We start from the raw sequence: 23342 nt of genomic DNA on the forward strand, positions 1-23342 counted from the left end.
ATTGGTAGAAGTTTTAACCATTTTTTAACATCTTACTTCTAAAAAAAAATTCAATTTGCACCATCAAATAGAAGAGATAAAAACTTAAGGGAATAAATATATAAAAATGGAAGAAAATACAACGACTTTAGACATTAGAGCAATCAATGAAAAAATCGAAAGAGAGAGTGCTTTTATAGACCTTCTCACTATGGAAATGAACAAAGTTATTGTGGGACAAAAACACATGGTCGAAAGATTGTTAATTGGACTGTTGGGCCAAGGACATATTTTGTTGGAAGGAGTTCCAGGATTGGCAAAAACATTAGCCATTAATACTCTTTCACAAGCCATTCACGGTTCTTTTAGCAGAATCCAGTTTACTCCCGATTTATTGCCTGCTGATGTTATTGGAACCATGATTTATAATATTAAGCAAAATGAATTCTCTATCAAAAAAGGGCCGATTTTTGCTAATTTCGTTCTTGCCGATGAGATTAACCGTGCTCCTGCCAAAGTGCAATCGGCTTTATTGGAGGCGATGCAGGAAAAACAAGTAACCATTGGCGACACTACTTTCAAATTAGACCGACCATTTTTAGTTTTGGCAACTCAAAACCCTATTGAGCAAGAAGGAACTTATCAATTGCCAGAAGCACAAGTCGATCGTTTTATGTTGAAAACAGTTATCGATTATCCAAAAATGGAAGATGAGCGTTTGGTTATTCGTCAAAACCTTAAAGGAAGTTATGAGAAAGTAAACCAAGTAGTGTCTGTAGAGCAAATTTTGCGTGCTCAAGAAGCGGTTCGTGAGGTTTACATGGATGAAAAAATCGAGAAATACATACTGGATATTATTTTTGCAACTCGTTATCCAGATAAATATAAATTGGCTGATTTAAAACCTTTAATCAGTTTTGGAGCATCACCACGTGGAAGTATTAATCTTGCTACAGCCGCCAAATGTTATGCTTTTATCAAACGTCGTGGATATGTAATTCCTGAAGATGTTCGTGCCGTAGTTCATGATATTTTGCGTCATAGAATCGGAGTTACTTATGAAGCCGAAGCCGAAAACATTACATCGGTTGACATTATCAATAAAATCATAAACGAAATCGAAGTACCTTAAAAATTTGTTTAATGTTTAAAGTTTCAAGTTGTTTGGAAACGGACTTGAAACCTTAAACTTTTAAACTTTAAACAAATTAACAATGGATACAAAAGAGCTTTTAAAAAAAGTACGTAAAATAGAAATCAAAACCCGAAGATTGAGCGATCATATCTTCTCGGGTGAATATCATACATCGTTCAAAGGGCGCGGGATGACTTTCAGTGAAGTGCGTCAATATCAATTTGGCGACGATATACGTTCCATCGATTGGAATGTAACCGCTCGATACAACGAAGCTCATGTCAAGGTTTTTGAGGAAGAAAGAGAATTGACCATGATGTTGATGGTCGATATTTCGGGGTCTGAAAGTTTTGGTTCTAAAAACCAGTTTAAGAGAGAAATTGTTACTGAAATTGCTGCAACAATGGCATTTTCGGCTACTCAGAATAATGATAAAATAGGATTGATTTTGTTTTCGGACCAAATCGAATTGTATATTCCACCCAAAAAAGGGCGTTCGCACGTGTTGCGTATCATTCGTGAATTGATAGAATTTGAACCTAAAAGTTATAAAACAGATATTGCACAAGCTTTGAAGTTTCTATCGGGAACCCAAAAAAAGAAAGCAATTGTATTTGTCATTTCTGATTTCATGTCAGGAGACTATGAGCAAACACTGAAGATTGCTTCAAAGAAACACGACATAACAGGCATTCGCGTGTATGACATTCGAGAAGAAAAAATACCAAACTTGGGAATGGTGTCGATGATTGATGCAGAGACTGGTGAAACGCGATTGATTAATACAGGTTCAAAATCGGTGCGAATGAATTATGAGAAATACTATTATGATAATGTGAACTATTTTAAGGAAACTTTCAGTAAATCGGGTTCGGGTGTTGTAAACACGAGAGTGGACGAAAGTTATGTCACCAAATTATTAGGCTATTTTAAATCACGATAAGACGAAACCTAGCCGCATCAGTTCTGGAATATCCATTGGAACTGAAAAGGTTAATTAGAAAAAAAATGAAAATTAAACTTTACCTACTATTACTGCTGATTTCGACTTCTATTTTTGCACAACAAAAAGTAGTTACCAGTATCGATACCACAAAAAATAAAATTGGAGCTGAGTTTAAATTAACTTTAAAAACTTCGGTGGATACTTTGTCTAAAGTTGTTTTTCCAAAACTAAAAAACATTGGAGCGCTGGAAGTAATTCAGTCGTATCCAATTGACACCATCAAAAAAGATGACCGATACGAATTAATCAAAAAGTACGGTTTGACTCAATTTGATTCGGGGAAATATACAATTCCAAGCATAAAAATTCTGATTAATAATAAAGAGTTTTTGACTGACTCCATAAAAGTTGAGGTTGCCAATGTTCAGGTTGATACGTTAAGACAAAAAATGTATGACATCAAAGATATTGTTAAAGCTGAAGATTCATTGGGAGATTGGTGGAAATATCTTTTGGGTATTTTATTGATTTTAGGAATTGGAGCTTTCGTTTATTGGTACACAAAAATTCGCCAAAAGAAAAAAATTGAAGAAGAAGTTTATAAAACACCAATAGAAAAAGCAACAAGTTTGCTTAATACTTTAGAGAAAAAAGAACTTTGGCAACACGGTGAGGTAAAAGCATATTATAGTGAATTGACGGATATTGCCCGAAATTATATTGAAGAAGCGATAGAAATTCCGGCAATGGAAAGCACTACTTCAGAATTGATAGAGGGACTTAAAACGGCGTCATTGAAAAAGAAAATGAAGCTTTCCCAAGAAACGATTGAGAATTTGTTTACCGTTTTGAAGCAAGCCGATTTAGTAAAATTTGCCAAATCAAAACCTTTGGAATTTGAAATTACTGAAGACAGAAATAGAATTCAAAAAGCAATCTTAACACTTGATGAAGCTATTCCAGTTGAAGTGCCAATTGAAGAAGACACTATCTTGAATGAAGCCCAAAAGCAAAGACAAATCCAAATTTTACTTAGAAAAAAGAGAAATCAACGTATTGCAATTGCTGTTGGATCTGTTGTTTTTTTACTTTTTGCCACAACAACTTTCTTTATAGCAACCAAAGGATTTGATTATGTTAAAGACAATATTCTAGGACACCCAACAAAAGAGTTGTTGGAAGGAGAATGGATTAAAAGTGAGTATGGAAATCCAGGAGTTATTGTAGAAACTCCAAAAGTCTTGAAGCGAATGGATTTGACAAAATCATTGCCAAAAGACGGAATGGCTCTTATAAAAGAGATGCAATCTTTTGGATATGGCAGTCTTTTGGATAATTTTTACATTATGGTATCTACCATTAAATATAAAAAAGAAGGAGCGTTGGATTTGTCTAAAGCTATAGAAAGTTCTTTGAAAATATTGGAAAGCCAAGGAGCGCAAAACATGATTGTTAAAGAAGAGGATTTTCAGACCAATAAAGGAATTACAGGTAAAAAGGGATACGGTACTTTTTCAAGAATTGATGGTAATAGTCAAACTAGTGCCAAAATATATTATGAAATCGTGCTTTTTGGGCAAGAAGGAGGATTGCAGCAAATTATGATCCTTCATGAAGAAGGTGATAAATATGCAACGGAATTGACAGACCGTATTATGAATTCGGTAGAACTTAAATCAGCGAGTAACTAATGGAAAAAATAACCTTTTTAAATCCAGAATTCTTTTGGTTGTTTCTTTTAATTCCATTAGCAATTGTCTGGCTAGTTTGGAAAAGAAACCAACAATCTGCCACCCTAAAAATGAGTTCACTTCAAGGGTTCAAAGGAACAGAATCTTTATTGGCAAAATTAAAACCAGGGCTAGACGTTTTGCGATTATTGGCATTATCATTATTGATTGTGGCAATGGCTAGACCAAGAACAGTCGACATTAGTAACAAAACAAAAACGACAAAAGGGATTGATATAGTTTTGGCGATTGATGTGTCCGGAAGTATGTTAGCAAGAGATTTAAAGCCCGATCGAATGCAAGCTCTTAAGAAATTAGCGGCAGATTTTGTTGATGAAAGGCCCAATGATAGAATTGGACTCGTGGTCTATGCTTCTGAAGCGTATACAAAATCACCGGTAACAAGCGATAAAGCTATTATTCAAGAAGCAATAGGAAGTATTAAATACGATAATGTTTTACAAGACGGAACAGGAATAGGAATGGGATTGGCGACAGCCGTAAACCGACTCAAAGACAGTAAAGCCAAAAGCAAAGTTGTTATTTTGATGACGGATGGTGTCAACAATGCTGGATTCATCGAGCCTGACACTGCATCTGATATTGCACAACAATATGGAATCAAAGTTTACACTATTGGTATTGGTACCAATGGTATGGCAGAATCTCCTTATGCACTTGGACCAAATGGGCAATTGATATTTCGAATGATGAAAGTGGAAATTGATGAGCAAATGATGAAAAGTATTGCCAGAAAAACAGGAGGGAAATATTTTAGAGCGACCAGTAATGATAAACTAGCTCAAATTTATAGTGAAATCAATAAACTGGAAACCACTGAAATCGAAGAATTAAAATTCTATGATTATGACGAAAAGTTCAGACCTTTTGTGTTATTGGCTGGATTTTTATTGTTGCTGGAAATAGGTTTGCGTAATACAGTGTATAGAAGTTTTATTTAGGTTTAAACACAAAGTACACTAAGAATGCGCAAAGAGCACAAAGTGAATAATATAAAAGACACAAAACAGAGATGAGCGAGAATGATATATCAAAAATTGTTTTTGAAAGTGCATTAAAAGTTCATCAAACTTTGGGTCCGGGGTTATTAGAAAGTGCTTATGAGGAATGCTTGTTCTATGAGTTAAAGAAACACAATTTAAAAATTGAGAAGCAAAAACAATAGCCTCTGGTTTATAAAGAAGTGAAGTTGGATGCAGGTTATAGAATTGATATTATTATAGAAGATAAATTTATAGTTGAGATTAAATCAGTTGAAGCTTTAAATGATGTGCATTTGGCACAACTGTTAACCTACTTAAGATTATCAAATTGTAAATTAGGATTGTTAATTAATTTCAATGTTAATTTATTGAAAAACGGTGTTAAAAGAGTAATAAACGGAACTTTATAAAAGACGGTTTGCAATTAATTTTGTGAACTTAGTGAAAACTTAGTGACCTTAGTGGTTAAATAAAAATGGAATTAGACGAACAAAAATATTTATACTTTCTTTTTATACTGCCTGTTGTCGCGGTACTTTTTCTATTTAATTTATATTGGAAAAGAAAGAAACAACGCGAGTTTGGAGATTTGGAAGTTATCAAAAGACTGAGTCCAGAACGTTCTATTTTCAAACCTTTTTTGAAATTGGGCGTTTTGCTTTTGGCATTAATTGCTCTAGTTATTGGATTGGTAAACCCTAAAATTGGAACCAAAGTTGAAACCGTAAAAAGAGAAGGAATAGACATTGTGTTTGCAATGGACGTATCCAAAAGTATGCTTTGCGAGGATGTTGCTCCCAGCCGTTTGGAAAAAAGTAAGCAAATCGTGTCGCAAATTATCAATCAACTAGGGAGCGATAGAATAGGAATTGTGGCTTATGCAGGAAGTGCTTTCCCAGTATTGCCCATAACGACTGATTACAGTGTAGCCAAAATGTACTTGCAAAGCATGAATACCGATATGGTTTCCTCTGTAGGAACATCGTTTGACGAAGCCATTAGGATTTCATCTACTTTTTTTGATGATAAAAAAACAAGCAAGCTGCTGATTATGATTTCGGATGGAGAAGATCATTCTGAAGGAGCCGAAGCCGCAGCAGAAGAAGCGAGTAAATTGGGAATTAAAATTATAACCATCGGAGTTGGAACAGAAAAAGGAGGAACTATTCCTTTGAAAAGAAATGGAATTGTAGAAAGTTATAAAAGAGACCAAAACGGGGAGATTGTGATAACGAAATTGGTTTCAAAAAATCTCGAAGCAATTGGAAAAGCGACAAAAGGAGGTTACGTAAACGGAAACAATACCAAAGAAGTACTGGAATACGTAAAAGCAACTTTGGATAAAATTCAAAAGACTGAATTCGAAGCTACTCAAATGGCCGACTTCCAATCGCAATTTCAATGGTTTTTAGGAATTGGATTTGTATTGTTGTTTTTGGATCTTTTCTTTTTAGAGAGAAAAACCAGTTGGGTAAACAAGTTGAATTTATTTAACGAGAATAAATAAAGTATTAAAATCAAGGTTGACTAGCTGTTTAATCATTAGTAAATACTTTGAAAGGAACATTTAAATGAAAATGAAAAATAGAATTATATACTTACTACTATTGCTTTTAACTTTTGTGGCCAATGCCCAAGAGAAAGACAAAGTTTTGCCTGAAGCAAATGAGGAATACGTAGCAAAGAATTTTGTGGATGCTGAAGCCAATTATAGAATTTCACATTCTAAATTCCCGAGCAGAACAGTAGCGTCATATAATTTAGGGAATTCTATTTATAGACAAAATCAATTTTCGGAATCCAAATTCGCGTATGCGAATGCTTTGAAAAGTTTGAAAACAAGATCTCAAAAACACAAAGCTTTTCATAATTTGGGGAATGTTTTCATGAAAGAGAAGGATTATACCCAAGCTGTAGAAGCTTATAAAAATGCCTTAAGAAATAATCCCGAAGATGAAGAAACACGCTATAATTATGCTTTGGCCAAAAAAATGCTAAAAGATAATCCACCTCCAAAAGACGATAAAAATAAAGATAAGAATAAAGACAAAGACAAGAATAAGGACAAAGATAAAGACAAGGATAAAGACAAAAAGGACGACAAGAAAGACGGCGATAAAGACAAAAAGGACGATAAGAAAGACGGCAATAAAGATAAAAAAGACGACAAACCGAAAGACGACCAAGGGCAACCAAAACCTAAGCCAGGTGGTATTTCAAAACAACGTACCGAAAATCTTTTGGATGCCGTAAACAATGAGGAAAAGAAAATTCAGGATAAGGTAAATGCCAATAAAGAAAAAGGCTCACCTAGGAAAACAGAGAAAGATTGGTAGAATTTTAAACAATCAATAAGAAATTAAAGTTTTTAAATTTTCGATTAAACATTAAATACAAAAAGATTAAACAAGTAATGAAAAGATATTTAATTCTATTCCTATTAAGTTTTCAGGGACTTTTGGCTCAAGTACAATTTGAGGCGAGAGTAAGCAAAACGACGCTTGGACTCAACGAGAGACTACGTATCGATTTTGTGATGAATATTGATGGAGATAATTTTGTGCAACCTTCTTTTGACGGCTTTAGAATTATTGCCGGACCAAGCCAGCAGGTAAGTCAATCTTGGATAAATGGAAAAACATCTTTCGAGAAAAGCTATTCCTATTTTCTATTACCCAACCAAAAAGGAGCATTGGTTATTAAGCAGGCAATGATTGAGTATAATGGGCAAATTTACAAAACGCAACCCATTAGAATCAATGTGACTGCGGCTACAGAACAACCAAGAGATCCAAATGACTCGCAAGTTTCTGCCGATGATAATCTATACTTAGTAGCCGATATCTCAAATACAAATCCATACATTAATCAACCTATCACGGTTGTGTATAAATTGTATTTTAATAATATAGGGATTAGAGGTTTTGAAGAACTCAGCAAACCAAAATATAATGATTTTTGGAATCAGAACATTGATATCAAACAATTGGTTCCTGAGGAAGGAATGTTCAAAGGAGAGCAATACCGTTATGTTGTTTTACGTAAAACTGTTTTATATCCACAAAAATCTGGAAAGCTGACGATAGAACCACTTTCGTTAAATATTGGAGTTCAATTGCCAACCAATCGTAGAGATATATTCGGGCGAGTTATATTGGTTGAAGACAGTAAAAGAGTTTCTGCAGGAACCAAAACGATTAACGTAAAACCTTTGCCAGAAGCAGGGAAACCTTTAGATTTTACAGGTGCAGTTGGAAAATTTGATTTCAAGGCAATTCCATCTAAAACTACATTGAAAAATGGAGAAAGTTTGGATTTAGTTTTGAGTGTGGTTGGAACTGGAAATCTTAAATTGTTTACTTTGCCTAAGCCTGAAGTACCTAATGCATTAGAAATGTATGATGCCGTACATGATGAGAAAGTAAGCACACCATTATCTGGAATGACGGGTAAAATCTCAGATTCCTACACTATTATACCACAATACAAAGGTGATTATGTTATAAAACCGATGCATTTTTCGTATTTTGATTTAGGAACAGGAACCTACAAAACAATAAGTTCTTCTGAGATTAAAATCAATGTTCTTGATGGACCTACTCAAACAGCAGAGACATCTGCAACAGCAAGCGCTGGGAAAAACAAAATAGATGGAGTTGAGCAATTTAAATATATCGATTTAAAAACAAAACTTGCCACAAAAGATGAACCCGTATTTTTCGGTTCTAATAAATTCTATGGATTATTATTTTTACCGTTCTTGTTGCTTCCTATAATTGTGTTGTTCAAAAAGAAAAAAGAAGCAATCGACAGCGATGTTTTTGGAAACCGAATCAAAATGAACAACAGATTGGCTAAGAAATATTTATCGGAAGCTAAAAAACAAATCAACAATAAAGAGCCTTTCTATGTTGCATTAGAAAAAGCAATGCATAATTTCTTAAAAGCCAAGTTGCATATCGAAACTTCGGAAATGAGTAAGGATAATATTCAAGAACTGTTGTTGTCTAGAAAAGCCAAGCCTGAAGTGGTTAATGATTTTATTGCACTTACTGAAAACTGTGAGATTGCAAGATACGCGCCATCATCAAGTGCAACAATACAACACGATTTTGATAAAGCGGTAACCATTATTTCTGAATTGGAAAAACAGATTTAATTTTTGGTTTTGAAATTGATATTCGATATTTATATTTATTAAAATGAAAAACATTTTTTACATACTATTATTAATCTCACAAGTTTTCTATGCCCAAACGGGTTTTGAAAAAGGAAATCTTTTGTACCAAAATGGGAAGTACGCTGATGCAGCCAAAGCTTATGAATCTGTTTTGGAAGCAAACAAAGAGTCTGTCGAATTGTATTTTAATCTAGGGAATTGTTATTATAAATTACACCAAACGGCACCAGCGATTTATAATTATGAAAAAGCCTTGGTTTTGGATCCTTCCGACAAAGATGCTTTAAACAATATAAAATTTGCCCAAAAACAAACTATTGACGAAATAAAAGTTGTTCCAAAAGTAGGTTTTGCAAAAATGCTTCGCGATTTTACCGGAATTTATCCTTTCGATACTTGGGCTTGGATTACAATTGGCTTTGCGTTTTTGTTCTTGTCGTTTTTTATGGGTTATTATTTTTATCAAACAGTAGCAGTAAAAAGAATTTTCTTTTTGGGAATGTTTGTAATACTATTGCTTCTTGTAATGAGTATCTCGGCAGCTTTCTTTGAAAAAAGCCATTTCGATAATGAAAGACCAGCCATCGTTTTTGCTGAATCAGCAGACGTAAGAAGCGAACCTCAAAACGCAAGCGCAACTACTTTTGTTCTGCACCCAGGCACTAAAGTGTTTGTGGAAGAAACATTAGGATACTGGAAAAAAATTCAACTGACTGATGGAACCGAAGGTTGGATTGATAGTAGGTCGATTAAAGAAGTGAAGGATTAGTGTTCAGGTTGCAGATCGCAGAAAAGCAGATTTCAGTTTGATGAATTTGTCTAAAAAAAAAGAATAGCCCATAGTTTCAACTATGGGCTATTCTTTTTTTTTGTGTTCAGTAATAAGGAATCTTAGTCTGAAATCTACCTTCTGCAAACTATTACCTATTTCCTAGCTTTATCGTACCATTTCTCAATAGATGGAAAAACAAAGTCTGCTATTTTTTGAATTGGGTTAAAGAAAATCGATTTGTCAAGAGTTTCTTTTTTGGCCAGATAGTTATGGTAGTTTATTTTTTCGAAAAGCGTAAAAAATATACTGATGATTAAAATGGTTTTCAATACCCTGAAAAAACCGCCGCCAAGACTGTTAATCCAACCTAAAAAGGCAAAATCAGCTACATTGGTCAAGAGCTTTCCAAGCATATAAATGCCAATAACCACGACAATAAAAGTCAGTATAAAAGCAAAAATTTGGATAGTATAAGGATTCCAATGCAACCAACCCGATAAAATAGTTGTAAGCACATCCGAAAACTTTATGGCAACGTAAATTCCCAAAATAAGAGAAAAGAATGAAGCCATTTCCACAAAAAGCCCGTTTCTAATTCCTTTATACAACGAAAAACACAACAATCCGCCAATGATAATATCAAAAAAGCTCATTTATTTATTTTAAAAATTAAAGGGGCAAAGATAAAAGAATTGTTCGGTAACCATTGTCAATTTTCTAGTTCTTATCTTTGCGTAAAATAATTTGGTTATCTTTTTTGAAAATCAACAATCAACAATAAAAATGTCAAGAGACACACAACTAAAAGAACGCTGGGAACGGCTTGTCGATATACTTTCCAATCAATTTTCACAAGGGGAAGATTTGGATTTGGATGCCATAATTTATTTAATAGGAGTACAGGAATTAGGGAAAGTACATCGCGAATACAAAAAAGACGAAAAGCTCAATTTGATGCATATAGCTATTTGTCGATTATTGGAACCTTACGGATTCTACGAATTCGAATTTTTTGACGAAGAAGGTTGGCCACATTACAAAGTAAAAGAACAATTGCCACCATTAAAAGCTGGAGAACAATCCGTTTTAATGAAAGAAGCAATCGTCAATTATTTTCTGGAAAGAGAAGTGATTGATTAAATTTTGATGACAGATTCCAGTTTTAAGATTTTGGAACGGAAACTTTATACTTTAAACGGGATACTTGAAACAAATTTCCTAAATTTGCACTCTCAATTACGGAATGAAAATGATAGACAAGATAAAAGAATATATTGGTGAAGCTCAGGCGTTCTCCACACAAAATACAGCAGAACTAGAAGCATTTAGAATAAAATTTTTGGGAACCAAAGGTTTGTTGAAAGATCTTTTTGCTGAATTCAAAAACGTGCCTAATGACCAAAAGAAGGAATTTGGACAAGTAATCAATTTACTTAAAACTTCTGCCGAAGACAAAGTAAAATCCATTCAGGAAGCTTTGGCTGACAAAGAAGAGTTCAAAGGAATTTACGGAGATTTAACCCGTACGGCCGAACCAACAATTATTGGTTCTCGTCATCCTATTTCATTGGTAAAAAACCAAATTATTGATGTCTTTTCAAACATCGGATTCAACGTTTCCGAAGGTCCGGAAATCGAAGACGATTGGCACAATTTTACCGCATTGAATCTACCGGAATACCATCCGGCGCGTGATATGCAGGATACCTTTTTCATCCAGACAAATCCTGATATTTTGTTGCGTACGCACACTTCATCCGTACAAGTACGTTATATGGAGAACAACAAACCGCCTATCCGTACGATTTCCCCGGGAAGAGTTTTCCGTAATGAGGCTGTTTCATCGCGCTCACACTGTATCTTTCACCAAGTGGAAGGATTGTATATTGACAAGGACGTATCTTTTGCAGACTTGAAGCAAACGCTTTTGTATTTCACCAAAGAGATGTTCGGGAAATCAAAAATTCGTTTGAGACCTTCATACTTTCCTTTTACGGAACCAAGCGCCGAGGTTGATATTTATTGGGGTTTAAAGACCGAAACCGATTACCGTATCACCAAAGGAACAGGTTGGTTGGAAATTATGGGTTGTGGAATGGTAGACCCAAATGTTCTTAAAAACTGTGACATCAATCCAGACGAGTACAATGGTTTTGCATTCGGAATGGGAATCGAACGTATCGCGATGTTATTGTATCAAATTGGTGACATCCGTATGTTTTATGAAAACGACGTGCGTTTCTTGGAACAATTTAAATCAAGCATATAAATTATAAGGAGCTATTTCCAGCTGTCCACTGTATCTTTTCCTTTTTAAAGAAAAAAGGAAAAGGATGCCGTTTCCATCTGGGCTAGGGCATTCCGTATTCAACACGTTTAGTTTAATACAAAAACAACAATCACAATAATATTTCCAAAAGAATGAAATCCGACATCACCATCCCCGAAGTAGAAAACGTATTCCTTGCTGCCGTTCAAGAATGGAGCGATGATTTTATGGAGAAAGTTTGGTATGCCTATTTAATAAACGATAGCGATTTTCAACTTGACAGCGTTATGGTAGTCTCCAAAGCTTTTGGAACCATAGACGGAGAAATGAAAAAAACTTCTCTTTTGCGTCACGCTTTTATGGAAGTTCCAGCAGTTTCAGTGGTGAAAATCGAAATGATTGAGAAAAGTGTATTGGCACTCAACAATGAGTTTATGGTGACCTATTTTATCGGAAACACATTATACGACAAAAAGTTTATTTTCAAAGCCAACAGTATCAATGAGACAGATGTAGAGGAAGTGCCACTCCTGTTTGTTGATGGAGTGATGGTGAAATAAAAGTAAAAAAGGCATTTTCTAATTTAAGAAAATGCCTTTTTTGTTTGTTTTTAAATCTGAATTCTGCAATCTTTAGTCTAATTCTTCGGTCAATTTTTTAAACACGGCTTTGGCCTCTTTTCCTTCGTACAAGATGCTGTAAACAGCATCAATAATAGGAGTTTTGGCACCATAGCCTTGGTTGAGTTTATAGGCGCTTTTTACGGCATAATAACCTTCGGCAACCATACTCATCTCCATTTGCGCAGCTTGTACGGTGTATCCTTTTCCAATCATATTACCGAACATTCTGTTTCTGGAAAAAACAGAATAACCCGTAACCAATAAATCACCCAAATAAGCAGAATCATTGATGTTTCGTTTCATTTTATGCACTTTCTTGATGAATTTTTTCATCTCACGAATGGCATTACTCATAATAACCGACTGGAAATTATCACCATAACCCAATCCGTGTGCTATTCCTGCAGCAATAGAATAAATGTTTTTCAGCATTGCTGCGTATTCAGTTCCAATAATATCATCAGAGATTTTCGCTTTGATATAATTTCCTGATAAATTTTTAGCAACTATGGAGGCTTTGTCAGGATCACCACAGGCAATAGTCAAGTAAGAAAGTCTTTCCAATGCTACTTCTTCTGCGTGGCAAGGTCCTGTAATTACACCAATATTGTAATAAGGAATGTCGTATTTGTAATGAAAATGTTCCCCAACAATCAAACTAGTTTCGGGAACAATTCCTTTTATAGCAGAAAAAATTATTTTGTCTTTTAGAGAAACCGTTAATTTTTCGAGTTCGCTATTCAAAAAAGCAGAAGGGATTGCAAATATGATGTAATCAGCATAGGCAACAGCTTCGTTGATATCGTTGGTAAGTTTTAGTTTTTTGTTGTCAAACTCAACAGAGCTTAAGTAATTGGGATTGTGTTTGTAGGTTTTAATGTGTTCTATAGCAGCATCATTTCGCATATACCATGAAATCTCGGGAAGATTTACGCACAACATCTTAGCAATAGCAGTAGCCCAGCTTCCGCCACCAATCACTGCAAATTTTAAATTATCGGCCATTTTTTTATTAAATTTCATCAAAAGTACTTAAAAATATACCAATAACACAAATTAATTTTTTTGCCAAGCCTAGAATTTGTGGGGTTTTATAAAGTTTTTGCCAAAAAAATAAATTATTTATAATTTTTTTTGAATTTATACAATATATACACAATACTTGCGTTGTAAGTCATTATAAATAAATTGTTTAGAATTTAAATATGAAGATTGAGTTAGTTAGTTTTGTTTTAGTATTTTAAAAAGGCGTTCTTATGGTTAAGTGAACGCCTTTTTTATGAGCTATTTCTAACTCGATTAATAACTTGTCAAAACAATTTCCTTCACTTTTTCTAAAGTAATATTTTGTTTTTCTCCCAATGCTTTCCATCCTCTTTTTTCAAAACGATCGACTATAAAATCGGCAGTTTTTTCAATATTTTCCGCATTTTCAGAGAGTAGAGTTTTCATTCCCATAGTATGGAAGAAAGCTATGGTTTTCTCAATCGCAGCCGAAGCAATTTCTTCGTCGGTTCCCGTTAAAAGAAACACGCGTTTTCCGTATTGGGCCAGTTTTTCCTTTTTAGTTTCAAACATTACTTTGTATAGGTTGGGACCAATGATAGCAAGTGTTCTTGCGTGGTCAATTCCATAAAGTGCTGTCAATTCGTGTCCAATCATATGAGTAGCCCAGTCTGAAGGAACTCCTTTTTGAATTAATCCATTCAAAGCCATCGTACAGCTCCACATAAAATTGGATGCCAAAGCATAATCAGATGGATTTTCTACTACATCAGGGCCAATTTGAATTAAAGTTTGCAAAATACTTTCTGAGATTCGATCTTGTAAAAACCCTTCGTGTACATAGGTTAGGTATTGTTCAAGAACATGTGTATAAGCATCTACAACACCGTTTTGTAATTGTCTTTTAGGTAAGGATGTAATTACTGTAGGATCACAAATAGAAAACTTTGGAAACATAGCCGAACCTCCGAAGTCTAATTTTTCTTGAGTTGTTGCAATCGTCACCACCGAACCCGAATTCATTTCACTGCCCGTAGCAGGTAAAGTCAAAACAGTTCCAAACGGAATCACGGTAGCTCCTTCTTTAAAAATAATCCTCTTTTTCAGAATGTCGATTGGATCTCCTTCAAAAGGTACCGCAGCCGAAATAAATTTTACGCCATCAATAACGCTTCCGCCACCAACAGCCAGAATAAAATCAATTTTTTGCTCTCGGATAATAGCGACAGCTTTCATCAAAGTTTCAAAATGCGGATTGGCTTCAATTCCTCCGAATTCAACAATGTCATAACCTTCCAGACTTTTACGAACTTGCTCGTGAACTCCATTTTTAAAAATGCTTCCTCCGCCATAAGCAAGAAGGATTTTGGTATTGGCAGGAATTAATGTCGATAATTTTTCAATTTGCCCTTTTCCAAAAACTAATTTGGTAGGATTGTATAATTCGAAATTTAGCATAGTGTGTTTTTTTAGTTTCTAAGTTTCTGAGATGCTGAGGTTCTAAGTTTTTTTAATCTTAGCAACTCAGTCCCTCAGAATCTTAGCGTCTTTTTTTTATTTTTTTGAATTCAATTGAGTCAATAATTTTTCGGCCACAAGTTTGGATGAAGCTGGGTTTTGACCTGTAATCAATAATCCATCTTCAACAGCGTACGGATGCCAATTTTCTGTTTTACTATAAATTCCTCCATTTGTTTGTAGTGCATCTTCCAATAAAAAAGGAACAATTTTGCTTAGTCCAACAGCTTCTTCTTCGGTATTGGCGAATCCTGTAACTTTTTTGCCTTTTACCAAAAATTGTCCATTTACTTTTACATTTTTTAAAACTGCAGGAGCATGACATACAAAAGCTACAGGTTTTTTATGCGTATAGAAAGACTCAATTAAAGCAATGGAATATTTATCTTCAACCAAATCCCAAAGTGGACCGTGACCTCCTGGGTAAAAAACAGCATCATAATCTGCTTGATTAACATCGGCTAGTTTTTTGGTGTTTTTTAGTTTTTCCAATAAAACGGTATCGGCATCAAATCGTTTAGTGTCTTCGGTTGCTGATGACGGATCGGCACTTTTTGGGTCAATTGGAGGTTGCCCCCCTTTTGGTGTAGCGATGTCAATAATCACACCTTGGTCTAGTAAAGCATAATATGGAGCAGCCAATTCTTCTGTCCAAAATCCAGTTTTTTCTCCTGTGTTACCCAATTGATCGTGACTGGTAACTACAAATAATACTTTTTTCATCTTTTTATTATTTTGTTTTTGTGCAGTTGCCATAAAGCAGCTCACGGTTAATGCTAGAATAGTTAATACTGTAAATTTTTTCATGGTTTAATTTTTAGTTCAGCAAATTTATGGTGAATATGATATCAGTAAAAATAATTTAAATTATGTTTGTGATAAATATATTTATATCATGGTCAATCTGGAATGGTACCGAACCTTTAAATCTGTTTATAAAAACGGAAATTTTTCATTGGCTGCCAAAGAATTATTTATAAGTCAACCTGCTGTTAGTCAACAAATAGTAATGTTGGAGGCGCATATAGGTTACAAACTTTTCAATCGAAAGTCCAAAGGGGTTGAACCAACAGAGTACGCTAAGTTACTCAATAATCTAATTATTGACGCTTTAGACAGATTGGAAAATGTTGAGAACGGATTTCGTGCCAAAGCTTTTAATGCCAATCGATTATTTACTGTTGGTATTTCCAGACATTTGATGAGCAGCATAGGGAGTTCATTGCTCGCAAAATTTGATTTTATCGATTTTACGTTTCATAACAATGATGCACTATTTGATTTGGTGAATTCCAAAAAATTAGATTTTGCCGTAGTAACCAAGAAGTTCGATACTTTTGATACAATTCAGAGAAAAGTGGGTGACATCAAACAAGTTATTGTGGGGTCTACAGATATTGATAGCTCAGTATTGAAAGCAAAAATTAAAATTAAAGATTTAATAGCTATCGAAAATTGGTTGAACGAGCAAAAATGGTACAGCCATGATGCAGGAATTCCGCATATTAAATTATTTTGGTTACATGTTTTTGCTAAAAAAAGGCCTTCAATTGTGGCCAATTATATCATTCCATCAGAATATGAAATGCTTGAAATCCTTAGTAAAAATGTAGGAGTTGCTATTACTTGGAATGTTAATGCCAAAAATTTGATCCAGGAAAAGAAACTACAACTGATATGGAATAGTAAAGAAATGCCAAACACTGAAGTCTTTTTATTATCAGGGAAAAACAATAATTTGAGTTCTGTTTTTCAGGATATAGAAATGGAATTGAAAGCAGTTTTGAGTTAATTATTTTTTGTAAAAATTATTATGATCAATGTAATCCCAAACTTTGTGAGGTAATAAAGGCTGAACATTTTTACCTTTTTTGACATTGTGACGAATGTCAGTCGAAGATATTTCTACTACAGGAGCATTAATTAAATGAATCCTCGGGTGATTTTTTAAATCTAAATTGTCGGTTTCTGATGAAATGCGTGGATAAACGTAGATGTCGTGGTGTTCCAAAATAACTTCGTAATTCTTCCATTTGTGCAACGACTTTAAATTGTCTTCGCCCATAATTAAGGAAAACTTGTGATCGGGAAATTTTTCCTGTAAATGGACCAGCGTATTTACGGTATAATTGGGTTGTGATAATTTGAACTCAATATCCGAAGGTTTTATTTTTGGGAAATCTTCTGTGGCGAGATAGACCATTTGCAAACGGTGGTAATCGTCAAGCAAAGTCGCTTTTTTTTTGAGCGGATTGTGCGGCGTAACGACCATCCAAACCTGATCCAAATCGGCATGTTCCGCCATGTGATTGGCAATGATAAGATGCCCAACATGAATGGGATTAAACGTTCCGAAATAAAGTCCGATCTTCATATAATTTTGTTTCGCAAAGGTTCACAAAGAAAAATAAGATTCACAAAGAATTTTTTTAAGTTTCGCGAATCTTATTTTTCTTTGTGAATCTTAGTGTTATAATTTAATCGTTCACAAAATCCTTTACCAATTGATAGGCTTCTTCGAGGGCAACAGGCAAATCATAGTTTTTTATAATCACGTCAAATTGCGGTGCGGTAGCCAATTCTACAGAAGCTTTGGCGATTCGCATATTGATTTTGTCTTCGCTTTCGGTGGAGCGTTCTTTCAATCTTCTTTTAAGTTCATCAACACTTGGTGGTTTTACAAAAACAGCCAAAGTTTCCTCTGGGAATTTATGCTTGATGCGCAAACCGCCAGCAACGTCAATATCAAAAATCACGTTTTTGCCTTGAGCCCAAATGCGTTCTACCTCACTTTTTAGCGTGCCATAAAAATTATCGCGATAGACTTCTTCCCATTCCACAAAATCTTCTGCTTTGATGTGTTTTTTAAATTCATCCAAAGACATAAAGTAATAATCCTTTCCACTTACTTCTTCACCACGTGCTTCACGCGTAGCTGCCGAAATGGAAAATTCCAAATTCAAATCTTCCTTTCCTAATAAATGTCTAACTATAGTGGTTTTCCCAGATCCCGATGGTGCCGAGAATACAATTAATTTTCCCTTTTTCATTGTTTTATGCTTTTCCTGCAAGGTTTTTTTTGAACCTTGTAGGTATGGTTTTAAAATAAGAAACCTACAAGGATTGAAAAAAACCTTGCAGGTTGACTTTATAGTACATTAAGCACCTGTTCTTTAATTTTTTCCAATTCGTCTTTCATCTGAACCACTAATTTTTGCATTTGCGCGTGATTCGATTTGGATCCCATAGTGTTGATTTCACGTCCCATTTCCTGAGTAATGAATCCTAGTTTTCTACCGTTGGCTTCCGTTCCGTTGATGGTTTCAAGGAAATAGTCCAAGTGGTTGGTCAAACGTACTTTCTCTTCAGTTATGTCCAGTTTTTCTAGGTAATAAATTAATTCCTGTTCGAAACGGTTTTCATCTACGTTTACTTTTAATTCTGCAATGGCAGTTTGCAAACGGTCTTTTATCGCCTGAACACGCTCCGGATCCAGTGCCAAAGCTTCATTCATATATTGACGAATGTTACCGATACGCAATTGAAATTCATTTTCCAATGATTGGCCTTCGTCTTTTCTAAAATTCAAAATGTTTTGCAACGCTTCTTCGATTACGGTTTGGATCTGAATCCAATCATTTTCGTCGATTTCCTCACGTTCTATTTTCATAGTGTCAGGCATACGCACGGCCATTTTCATCAATTCGGTTTCATCGGCATCAGCATACACTTCTCTCAATTGTTTGATGTAGGCTTTTACAATAGGTACATTGACCTTTGTAGAAGTCTGTTCTGCGGTACTTTCGATAAAAATAGAAAAATCTACTTTACCTCTTTCTAGTTTTAGAGCGATTTGGTTGCGTAAACCCAGTTCCATTTCGCGATAAAGAGAAGGCATTCGTACATTTAAATCTAAACCTTTGCTGTTTAAAGATTTTACTTCTACTGTAATTTTTTTGGATGGTAATTGCAAAGTCGCTTTACCAAAACCAGTCATCGATTGTATCATATATTTTTCTAAAAGTGTTCAAAGATAATAAAAAAGTGGAACGCTGCTTTTAAGTCTTAATTTAGGAGCAGAAACATTTGGCATTTTAGGCAATATGGTCCCGTTTTCCGTTACAATCTTATAAGCCGAACCCCGGCTTATAAGGATTTTCACTTCAACCGGGGCTAAAGGGAAAGATTTTCCATTTTTGTAATTATTTTAAAAGGAAAAAACAGTTCATAATTGAACTCAAGTTTTTACTTCTTTTGGGTAACCAAATATACTCCGGAAAATATCAATAAAGCAGAACCAACTTTAGCCAAACTCAAGGCATCTTTTCCTAAACTTATAGCAAAAACAGAAGCAAATAAAGGCTGTAAGTAAATAAAAACGGCTACTGTAGTGGGTTTCAATTCCTTCATCGAAAGCAGGTTCAACAAATAGGTCAAGAAGGTAGAAATCACGACCACAAAACTTATTTTCCAATAAATTTCAGTTGGAACAATAGTCCAATCAACAACTGAAAATTCACTCCATCCAAAAGGTAAAACCATTATAAATCCAAACAAATAAATCCATTTCACGAAGGTGAAGGCATTGTATTTATTCATTAATTTTTTAACGATAATCAGGTAAAATCCATACGAAATAGCATTAATCAAAACCAGAAAATTACCCAGCCCAGATTGAGAGGTGTCACCAATAGACTTTCCGTAAAGGATTAGAGAAGCAGTTCCAACGAGGCCAAGGAGAATTCCAAACACCATTCTTTTTTTCATCCGCTCTTTCATGATAATGGCCGAAAGTACCAATACAATCATGGGGGTCGAAACCATTATTACGGCCGCCGAAATAGGAGAAGTTAGACTCAATCCTTTGAAAAAAGTCAACATATTAAACGCTACCCCAAAAAAAGCAGCAGCTATAATTCTAGGGAAATCGTTGAGTGCAATTTTTTCTTTGGGCATAAAAAGCCAAACCAACCAAAAAAGGAGCATGGAACCACCGGCACGCAAAAGGATGAATCCATAGGCATCGATGTATTTTGGCATGACATCTTTGGCAATGGTAAAAGTAACTCCGTAAATTATGGAAACAAAAGTAGCACCTAATAAGGCAAGATTTCTTTTTGACATTAACCCAACGCTTTCATTACTTGAAGAATATTTTGTTGCGTGTTGCCAATGTATATTTTGTCATTTATGATAAAAACAGGACGGCTCAAGAAAGTATAATGTTCCAAAATGTATTTTTTGTAATCATCTTCGGTGAGGGATTTGTTTTTTAAATCCATCGATTTATACAATTGTGCCTTTTTACTAAACAAAGCTTCGTAACTTCCAGAGAGACGATACATTTCTTCAAGTTCTTCAACAGTGATTGGGTTTTGCTTGATGTCATGAAAAACCAAATCATGGTCTTTTGGAAGTGATTTTATTATTTTTCGACAAGTGTCACAAGAAGCGAGATAGTATATTTTGTTCATTATTTTTCTATTTTCTAAATGCAAAGGAAAACATTTGACAGTTAAAATGTTTAATTTTATGCAAAAATTAAACTTATGAAAGATACATTTGAAGTTAACAGCACTAGCAGAAAAATGCTAAATGCTTATTTTGAAAATTACACATTAGAACAATTAAATAAAATTCCAGAAGGATTCAGTAATAATTTAATTTGGAACATTGGGCATGTTGTTGTGACACAGCAAATATTAGTTTACAAATTATCAGGATTGCCGATGATGGTTTCTGATGTAATGGTAGAAAAATATAAAAAAGGTACTAAGCCAGAACAAGATGTTACACAAGCTGAGGCAGATGAAATAAAAAATTTGTTGTTTGATACTTTGCATAAATTGGAAGTAGATTACAATAATGGCATTTTTGTAAATTACCAAGAATATCCAACATCTACTGGATATATTTTGAAAAGTGCTGTAGGAGCTATTGAATTCAACAACTTTCACGAAGGATTGCATATCGGAATAATGATGAGTATTAGAAAGTTTGTATAAACTTTTAGAAAAATAAAAGGTTAGATAAGACTAACAAACAATCAAAAAAATAAACAATGAAATTCAATACCAAAGTAATTCATGGTGGTCAACATCATGACCCTAGTACAGGCGCAGTAATGCCTCCTGTTTATCAAACGTCAACCTTTGTGCAAACAAGTCCGGGGAAACCGTTAAATCCAGATTACGAATACAGCAGAGCGGCAAATCCAACACGAACTGCTTTGGAAATGGCATTGGCCAGTATTGAAAATGGAACTCGTGGATTGGCTTTTTCATCAGGACTGGCAGCTACAGATTGTCTTTTAAGATCGTTTAAGGCGGGTGATGAAATCATTGCTATGGATGATTTATACGGAGGAACCTACAGAATGTTTACCCGTATTTATAAAGATAGCGGAATTGTGTTTCATTTTGTGGATATGAATGATTTGGATAAATTCAAGTCGTTAATTAATGAAAACACCAAATTAGTTTGGGTAGAAACTCCAACTAACCCTTTAATGAAATTGGCCGACATTCAGGAAATTGGCAAAATCACTAAGCAGAATAATATTCTTTTTGCAGTCGATAATACTTTTGCGACTCCTTATTTGCAAAAACCATTGGATTTAGGAGCTGATATTGTTATGCACTCGGCTACCAAATATTTGGGAGGACATTCGGATGTAATAGCAGGTGCTTTGATTGTAAAAGACGAAGCGTTGGGTAATCAATTGCATTTTCAACAATTTGCTACAGGAGCGACACTTGGACCAATGGATAGTTTTCTGGTGTTAAGAGGAATTAAAACGCTGCATTTAAGAGTTCAAAGACATTGTGAAAATGGAACTAAAATAGTCGAATTCTTGAGTAATCATCCAAAAATTAAAACTGTTTATTATCCGGGATTGCCAAGTCATCCGTATCACGAGATTGCAAAAAAGCAAATGAGCGGTTTTGGAGGAATGGTGACTTTTACTTTTGTATCTGGTAAAAAAGAAGAAGCAGTACAGTTTTTGGAAAAACTTAAAGTCTTTACACTGGCAGAATCTTTAGGAGGTGTAGAATCGTTGGCCAATCATCCGGCATTAATGACTCATGCATCTATTCCGGAAGACAAACGAAAAGAAGTTGGAATCACTGATGACATGGTTCGTTTGAGTGTTGGTATAGAAGATGCTGAGGACTTAATTGCCGATTTGAATCAAGCATTAGCATAAGATAAAAAAAATCCCAACCTTGAAAAGAGTTGGGATTTTTTTTAATGGCCTAAATAATAAATATAACCTAAGCCAACAAAAGTAAGCCAGTCATTTTGTTTGTTTTCCTTGAACAAATCTTTATTGGGATTAAGGCCATCAACCCAATCTGAAGCGAAATATTGGGCTCTTGTATCTAGAATAAGATCGGATAATGCTGTCAACTTATAGCGAATTCCAAGATTAAGGGTTGCAGAAAACACGGCTTTACTTTCATTTGAATATCCATGAGGATGTCCATCTGATGGGATTAAATATTTTATAGGAGTAACACTTGGATCGCCCACTTCTCCCAAAGTAGATGTAGCAGTAGCGTTATAGTAACCAATTTGTGGTCCTAAACTAATATAAGGGGCCCAGCTACCAATCTCTCTTTCAAAATCGTGGATATGCTTGAAATTATATTCAAGTTGCATTCCAAAATTAAACAATTCAGTAGAACCTCTCATTGCTTTAAGACGTTGGGATACAATAGAATTTTTTTCAACCCATTCACCATAGTGCTTTAAATTGGTGTTGCTGTACGAAAGTTCAGATCTTACTTTGAAATGCTCTTTAAAATAGTCATTCAAGTTATCAGTATAGGAGAAGTTCATGTAATCAACAAGGGCAATTCCAAATCCCTGGTTTTCTAAATTGTTTCTGGTGTTATCTCGTTGTCCGTAGTCGGATCGAAACTCAACTCGACCAGCAATAACGCCAATTTCGTGCGTAATTCCAAATTGGGAAAAGGAGCTTTGGGGAAGCCCTATTAACAAGAATAATACAAATAGTTTAAGTTTGATCATAAGTAGGTGGTATATTCGAAACGGAGCAAAGATATAAAAACTACTACTACAGAGAATAATAATAATATCAAAATAAAAAATAAGTGCATATTATTCTATTCTTTACGAAAACTACATCGATTTCGTAAAAACAGTATGCCTTGTGTT

The 23342-nt window shown here is 34.6% G+C and carries 24 protein-coding genes and 1 pseudogene; 15 read left to right on the forward strand and 10 right to left on the reverse strand.

Annotated elements, in window-relative coordinates:
• Positions 1 to 106: 106 nt before the first annotated feature.
• The 9 genes and pseudogenes from AC1DY0_RS02440 to AC1DY0_RS02480 all read left to right on the forward strand — a co-directional run bounded on the left by AC1DY0_RS02440 (position 107) and on the right by AC1DY0_RS02480 (position 9743).
• Positions 107 to 1111: an AAA family ATPase gene (locus tag AC1DY0_RS02440; protein WP_477187094.1), complete on the forward strand. Its 1005-nt coding sequence runs from the start codon at positions 107 to 109 to the stop codon at positions 1109 to 1111.
• Between the two features lie 82 nt (positions 1112 to 1193).
• Positions 1194 to 2057, forward strand: coding sequence for a DUF58 domain-containing protein (locus AC1DY0_RS02445; protein WP_477187095.1), 864 nt, complete (start codon positions 1194 to 1196; stop codon positions 2055 to 2057).
• A 65-nt stretch (positions 2058 to 2122) separates the two neighbouring features.
• Positions 2123 to 3751 carry a hypothetical protein gene (locus AC1DY0_RS02450; protein WP_477187096.1) on the forward strand — a complete coding sequence of 543 codons (1629 nt, stop codon included), beginning with the start codon at positions 2123 to 2125 and terminating at the stop codon, positions 3749 to 3751.
• On the forward strand, positions 3751 to 4752 hold the full coding sequence (locus tag AC1DY0_RS02455; protein ID WP_477187097.1) for a vWA domain-containing protein: 1002 nt from the start codon (positions 3751 to 3753) through the stop codon (positions 4750 to 4752). Before AC1DY0_RS02450 ends, AC1DY0_RS02455 begins: the two co-directional genes overlap by 1 nt.
• Positions 4753 to 4823: 71 nt before the next feature.
• Positions 4824 to 5204, forward strand: a pseudogene (locus AC1DY0_RS02460) (GxxExxY protein).
• A gap of 65 nt (positions 5205 to 5269) precedes the next feature.
• Positions 5270 to 6301 carry a VWA domain-containing protein gene (locus AC1DY0_RS02465; RefSeq protein WP_477187098.1) on the forward strand — a complete coding sequence of 344 codons (1032 nt, stop codon included), beginning with the start codon at positions 5270 to 5272 and terminating at the stop codon, positions 6299 to 6301.
• A gap of 70 nt (positions 6302 to 6371) precedes the next feature.
• A complete protein-coding gene (locus tag AC1DY0_RS02470; protein ID WP_477187099.1) occupies positions 6372 to 7130 on the forward strand; it encodes a tetratricopeptide repeat protein in 759 nt (252 codons plus the stop codon).
• Between the two features lie 77 nt (positions 7131 to 7207).
• Complete coding sequence (locus tag AC1DY0_RS02475) at positions 7208 to 8953, forward strand: BatD family protein (protein ID WP_477187100.1); 1746 nt, start codon at positions 7208 to 7210, stop codon at positions 8951 to 8953.
• A gap of 43 nt (positions 8954 to 8996) precedes the next feature.
• The gene (locus AC1DY0_RS02480; protein WP_477187101.1) at positions 8997 to 9743 is read left to right on the forward strand and encodes a tetratricopeptide repeat protein; all 747 of its coding nucleotides are present in this window, start codon (positions 8997 to 8999) and stop codon (positions 9741 to 9743) included.
• A 155-nt stretch (positions 9744 to 9898) separates the two neighbouring features.
• Here the strand turns inward: AC1DY0_RS02480 and AC1DY0_RS02485 are convergent, their stop codons facing one another.
• Complete coding sequence (locus AC1DY0_RS02485) at positions 9899 to 10399, reverse strand: CvpA family protein (RefSeq protein ID WP_477187102.1); 501 nt, start codon at positions 10397 to 10399, stop codon at positions 9899 to 9901.
• 130 nt (positions 10400 to 10529) lie between these two features.
• On the opposite strand from AC1DY0_RS02485, the gene AC1DY0_RS02490 reads away from it, so the two are divergent.
• The 3 genes from AC1DY0_RS02490 (at position 10530) to AC1DY0_RS02500 (ending at position 12575) form a co-directional block, all read left to right on the forward strand.
• The gene (locus AC1DY0_RS02490) at positions 10530 to 10886 is read left to right on the forward strand and encodes a hypothetical protein (protein WP_111408279.1); all 357 of its coding nucleotides are present in this window, start codon (positions 10530 to 10532) and stop codon (positions 10884 to 10886) included.
• A gap of 109 nt (positions 10887 to 10995) precedes the next feature.
• Positions 10996 to 12015: a phenylalanine--tRNA ligase subunit alpha gene (gene pheS, locus AC1DY0_RS02495; RefSeq protein ID WP_477187103.1), complete on the forward strand. Its 1020-nt coding sequence runs from the start codon at positions 10996 to 10998 to the stop codon at positions 12013 to 12015.
• Between the two features lie 152 nt (positions 12016 to 12167).
• On the forward strand, positions 12168 to 12575 hold the full coding sequence (locus AC1DY0_RS02500) for a hypothetical protein (RefSeq protein ID WP_111408278.1): 408 nt from the start codon (positions 12168 to 12170) through the stop codon (positions 12573 to 12575).
• A 72-nt stretch (positions 12576 to 12647) separates the two neighbouring features.
• Here AC1DY0_RS02500 and AC1DY0_RS02505 read toward each other — a convergent pair whose 3' ends face one another.
• The 3 genes from AC1DY0_RS02505 to AC1DY0_RS02515 form a co-directional block, all read right to left on the reverse strand.
• The gene (locus AC1DY0_RS02505; protein ID WP_477187309.1) at positions 12648 to 13643 is read right to left on the reverse strand and encodes an NAD(P)H-dependent glycerol-3-phosphate dehydrogenase; all 996 of its coding nucleotides are present in this window, start codon (positions 13641 to 13643) and stop codon (positions 12648 to 12650) included.
• A gap of 294 nt (positions 13644 to 13937) precedes the next feature.
• Complete coding sequence (locus AC1DY0_RS02510; RefSeq protein ID WP_477187104.1) at positions 13938 to 15101, reverse strand: iron-containing alcohol dehydrogenase; 1164 nt, start codon at positions 15099 to 15101, stop codon at positions 13938 to 13940.
• 96 nt (positions 15102 to 15197) lie between these two features.
• Complete coding sequence (locus AC1DY0_RS02515) at positions 15198 to 15968, reverse strand: type 1 glutamine amidotransferase domain-containing protein (protein WP_477187105.1); 771 nt, start codon at positions 15966 to 15968, stop codon at positions 15198 to 15200.
• Positions 15969 to 16056: 88 nt separating this feature from the next.
• Here AC1DY0_RS02515 and AC1DY0_RS02520 point away from each other — a divergent pair, with 88 nt between their 5' ends.
• Positions 16057 to 16953, forward strand: coding sequence for a LysR family transcriptional regulator (locus tag AC1DY0_RS02520; RefSeq protein WP_477187106.1), 897 nt, complete (start codon positions 16057 to 16059; stop codon positions 16951 to 16953).
• Here AC1DY0_RS02520 and nadD read toward each other — a convergent pair whose 3' ends face one another.
• From nadD to AC1DY0_RS02545, 5 genes are all read right to left on the reverse strand, one after another.
• Positions 16954 to 17535, reverse strand: coding sequence for a nicotinate (nicotinamide) nucleotide adenylyltransferase (gene nadD, locus AC1DY0_RS02525; RefSeq protein ID WP_477187107.1), 582 nt, complete (start codon positions 17533 to 17535; stop codon positions 16954 to 16956).
• Between the two features lie 103 nt (positions 17536 to 17638).
• Positions 17639 to 18211 carry a guanylate kinase gene (gene gmk, locus AC1DY0_RS02530; RefSeq protein ID WP_477187108.1) on the reverse strand — a complete coding sequence of 191 codons (573 nt, stop codon included), beginning with the start codon at positions 18209 to 18211 and terminating at the stop codon, positions 17639 to 17641.
• Between the two features lie 98 nt (positions 18212 to 18309).
• Positions 18310 to 19170, reverse strand: a complete 861-nt coding sequence (locus tag AC1DY0_RS02535) for a YicC/YloC family endoribonuclease (RefSeq protein WP_477187109.1) — start codon at positions 19168 to 19170, stop codon at positions 18310 to 18312.
• Positions 19171 to 19406: 236 nt separating this feature from the next.
• Entirely contained in the window at positions 19407 to 20285 is an 879-nt protein-coding gene (locus AC1DY0_RS02540; RefSeq protein ID WP_477187110.1) for a DMT family transporter, read from the reverse strand.
• Positions 20285 to 20635, reverse strand: a complete 351-nt coding sequence (locus AC1DY0_RS02545; protein WP_116796717.1) for an arsenate reductase family protein — start codon at positions 20633 to 20635, stop codon at positions 20285 to 20287. Before AC1DY0_RS02545 ends, AC1DY0_RS02540 begins: the two co-directional genes overlap by 1 nt.
• Positions 20636 to 20710: 75 nt before the next feature.
• On the opposite strand from AC1DY0_RS02545, the gene AC1DY0_RS02550 reads away from it, so the two are divergent.
• Entirely contained in the window at positions 20711 to 21166 is a 456-nt protein-coding gene (locus AC1DY0_RS02550) for a DinB family protein (RefSeq protein WP_477187111.1), read from the forward strand.
• Positions 21167 to 21222: 56 nt separating this feature from the next.
• Positions 21223 to 22368, forward strand: coding sequence for a cystathionine gamma-synthase (locus tag AC1DY0_RS02555; RefSeq protein WP_477187112.1), 1146 nt, complete (start codon positions 21223 to 21225; stop codon positions 22366 to 22368).
• A 41-nt stretch (positions 22369 to 22409) separates the two neighbouring features.
• Here AC1DY0_RS02555 and AC1DY0_RS02560 read toward each other — a convergent pair whose 3' ends face one another.
• Positions 22410 to 23195, reverse strand: coding sequence for a THC0290_0291 family protein (locus AC1DY0_RS02560; protein WP_477187113.1), 786 nt, complete (start codon positions 23193 to 23195; stop codon positions 22410 to 22412).
• Positions 23196 to 23342: the final 147 nt, after the last annotated feature.

It is taken from the genome of Flavobacterium sp. P1_E4 (genome assembly GCF_056405915.1).

Bases quoted from the DNA above. Each gene is read 5' to 3' on its own strand.
- AC1DY0_RS02510 (WP_477187104.1), bottom strand. From the start codon at position 15,101: ATGCTAAATTTCGAATTATACAATCCTACCAAATTAGTTTTTGGAAAA.
- AC1DY0_RS02475 (WP_477187100.1), top strand. From the start codon at position 7,208: ATGAAAAGATATTTAATTCTATTCCTATTAAGTTTTCAGGGACTTTTG.
- AC1DY0_RS02485 (WP_477187102.1), bottom strand. From the start codon at position 10,399: ATGAGCTTTTTTGATATTATCATTGGCGGATTGTTGTGTTTTTCGTTG.
- AC1DY0_RS02455 (WP_477187097.1), top strand. From the start codon at position 3,751: ATGGAAAAAATAACCTTTTTAAATCCAGAATTCTTTTGGTTGTTTCTT.
- AC1DY0_RS02450 (WP_477187096.1), top strand. From the start codon at position 2,123: ATGAAAATTAAACTTTACCTACTATTACTGCTGATTTCGACTTCTATT.
- AC1DY0_RS02505 (WP_477187309.1), bottom strand. From the start codon at position 13,643: ATGGCCGATAATTTAAAATTTGCAGTGATTGGTGGCGGAAGCTGGGCT.
- AC1DY0_RS02500 (WP_111408278.1), top strand. From the start codon at position 12,168: ATGAAATCCGACATCACCATCCCCGAAGTAGAAAACGTATTCCTTGCT.
- AC1DY0_RS02470 (WP_477187099.1), top strand. From the start codon at position 6,372: ATGAAAAATAGAATTATATACTTACTACTATTGCTTTTAACTTTTGTG.
- AC1DY0_RS02555 (WP_477187112.1), top strand. From the start codon at position 21,223: ATGAAATTCAATACCAAAGTAATTCATGGTGGTCAACATCATGACCCT.
- AC1DY0_RS02440 (WP_477187094.1), top strand. From the start codon at position 107: ATGGAAGAAAATACAACGACTTTAGACATTAGAGCAATCAATGAAAAA.
- pheS (WP_477187103.1), top strand. From the start codon at position 10,996: ATGATAGACAAGATAAAAGAATATATTGGTGAAGCTCAGGCGTTCTCC.
- AC1DY0_RS02515 (WP_477187105.1), bottom strand. From the start codon at position 15,968: ATGAAAAAATTTACAGTATTAACTATTCTAGCATTAACCGTGAGCTGC.
- AC1DY0_RS02490 (WP_111408279.1), top strand. From the start codon at position 10,530: ATGTCAAGAGACACACAACTAAAAGAACGCTGGGAACGGCTTGTCGAT.
- AC1DY0_RS02560 (WP_477187113.1), bottom strand. From the start codon at position 23,195: ATGATCAAACTTAAACTATTTGTATTATTCTTGTTAATAGGGCTTCCC.
- gmk (WP_477187108.1), bottom strand. From the start codon at position 18,211: ATGAAAAAGGGAAAATTAATTGTATTCTCGGCACCATCGGGATCTGGG.
- AC1DY0_RS02445 (WP_477187095.1), top strand. From the start codon at position 1,194: ATGGATACAAAAGAGCTTTTAAAAAAAGTACGTAAAATAGAAATCAAA.
- AC1DY0_RS02465 (WP_477187098.1), top strand. From the start codon at position 5,270: ATGGAATTAGACGAACAAAAATATTTATACTTTCTTTTTATACTGCCT.
- AC1DY0_RS02535 (WP_477187109.1), bottom strand. From the start codon at position 19,170: ATGATACAATCGATGACTGGTTTTGGTAAAGCGACTTTGCAATTACCA.
- AC1DY0_RS02550 (WP_477187111.1), top strand. From the start codon at position 20,711: ATGAAAGATACATTTGAAGTTAACAGCACTAGCAGAAAAATGCTAAAT.
- AC1DY0_RS02545 (WP_116796717.1), bottom strand. From the start codon at position 20,635: ATGAACAAAATATACTATCTCGCTTCTTGTGACACTTGTCGAAAAATA.
- AC1DY0_RS02480 (WP_477187101.1), top strand. From the start codon at position 8,997: ATGAAAAACATTTTTTACATACTATTATTAATCTCACAAGTTTTCTAT.
- AC1DY0_RS02520 (WP_477187106.1), top strand. From the start codon at position 16,057: ATGGTCAATCTGGAATGGTACCGAACCTTTAAATCTGTTTATAAAAAC.
- AC1DY0_RS02540 (WP_477187110.1), bottom strand. From the start codon at position 20,285: ATGTCAAAAAGAAATCTTGCCTTATTAGGTGCTACTTTTGTTTCCATA.
- nadD (WP_477187107.1), bottom strand. From the start codon at position 17,535: ATGAAGATCGGACTTTATTTCGGAACGTTTAATCCCATTCATGTTGGG.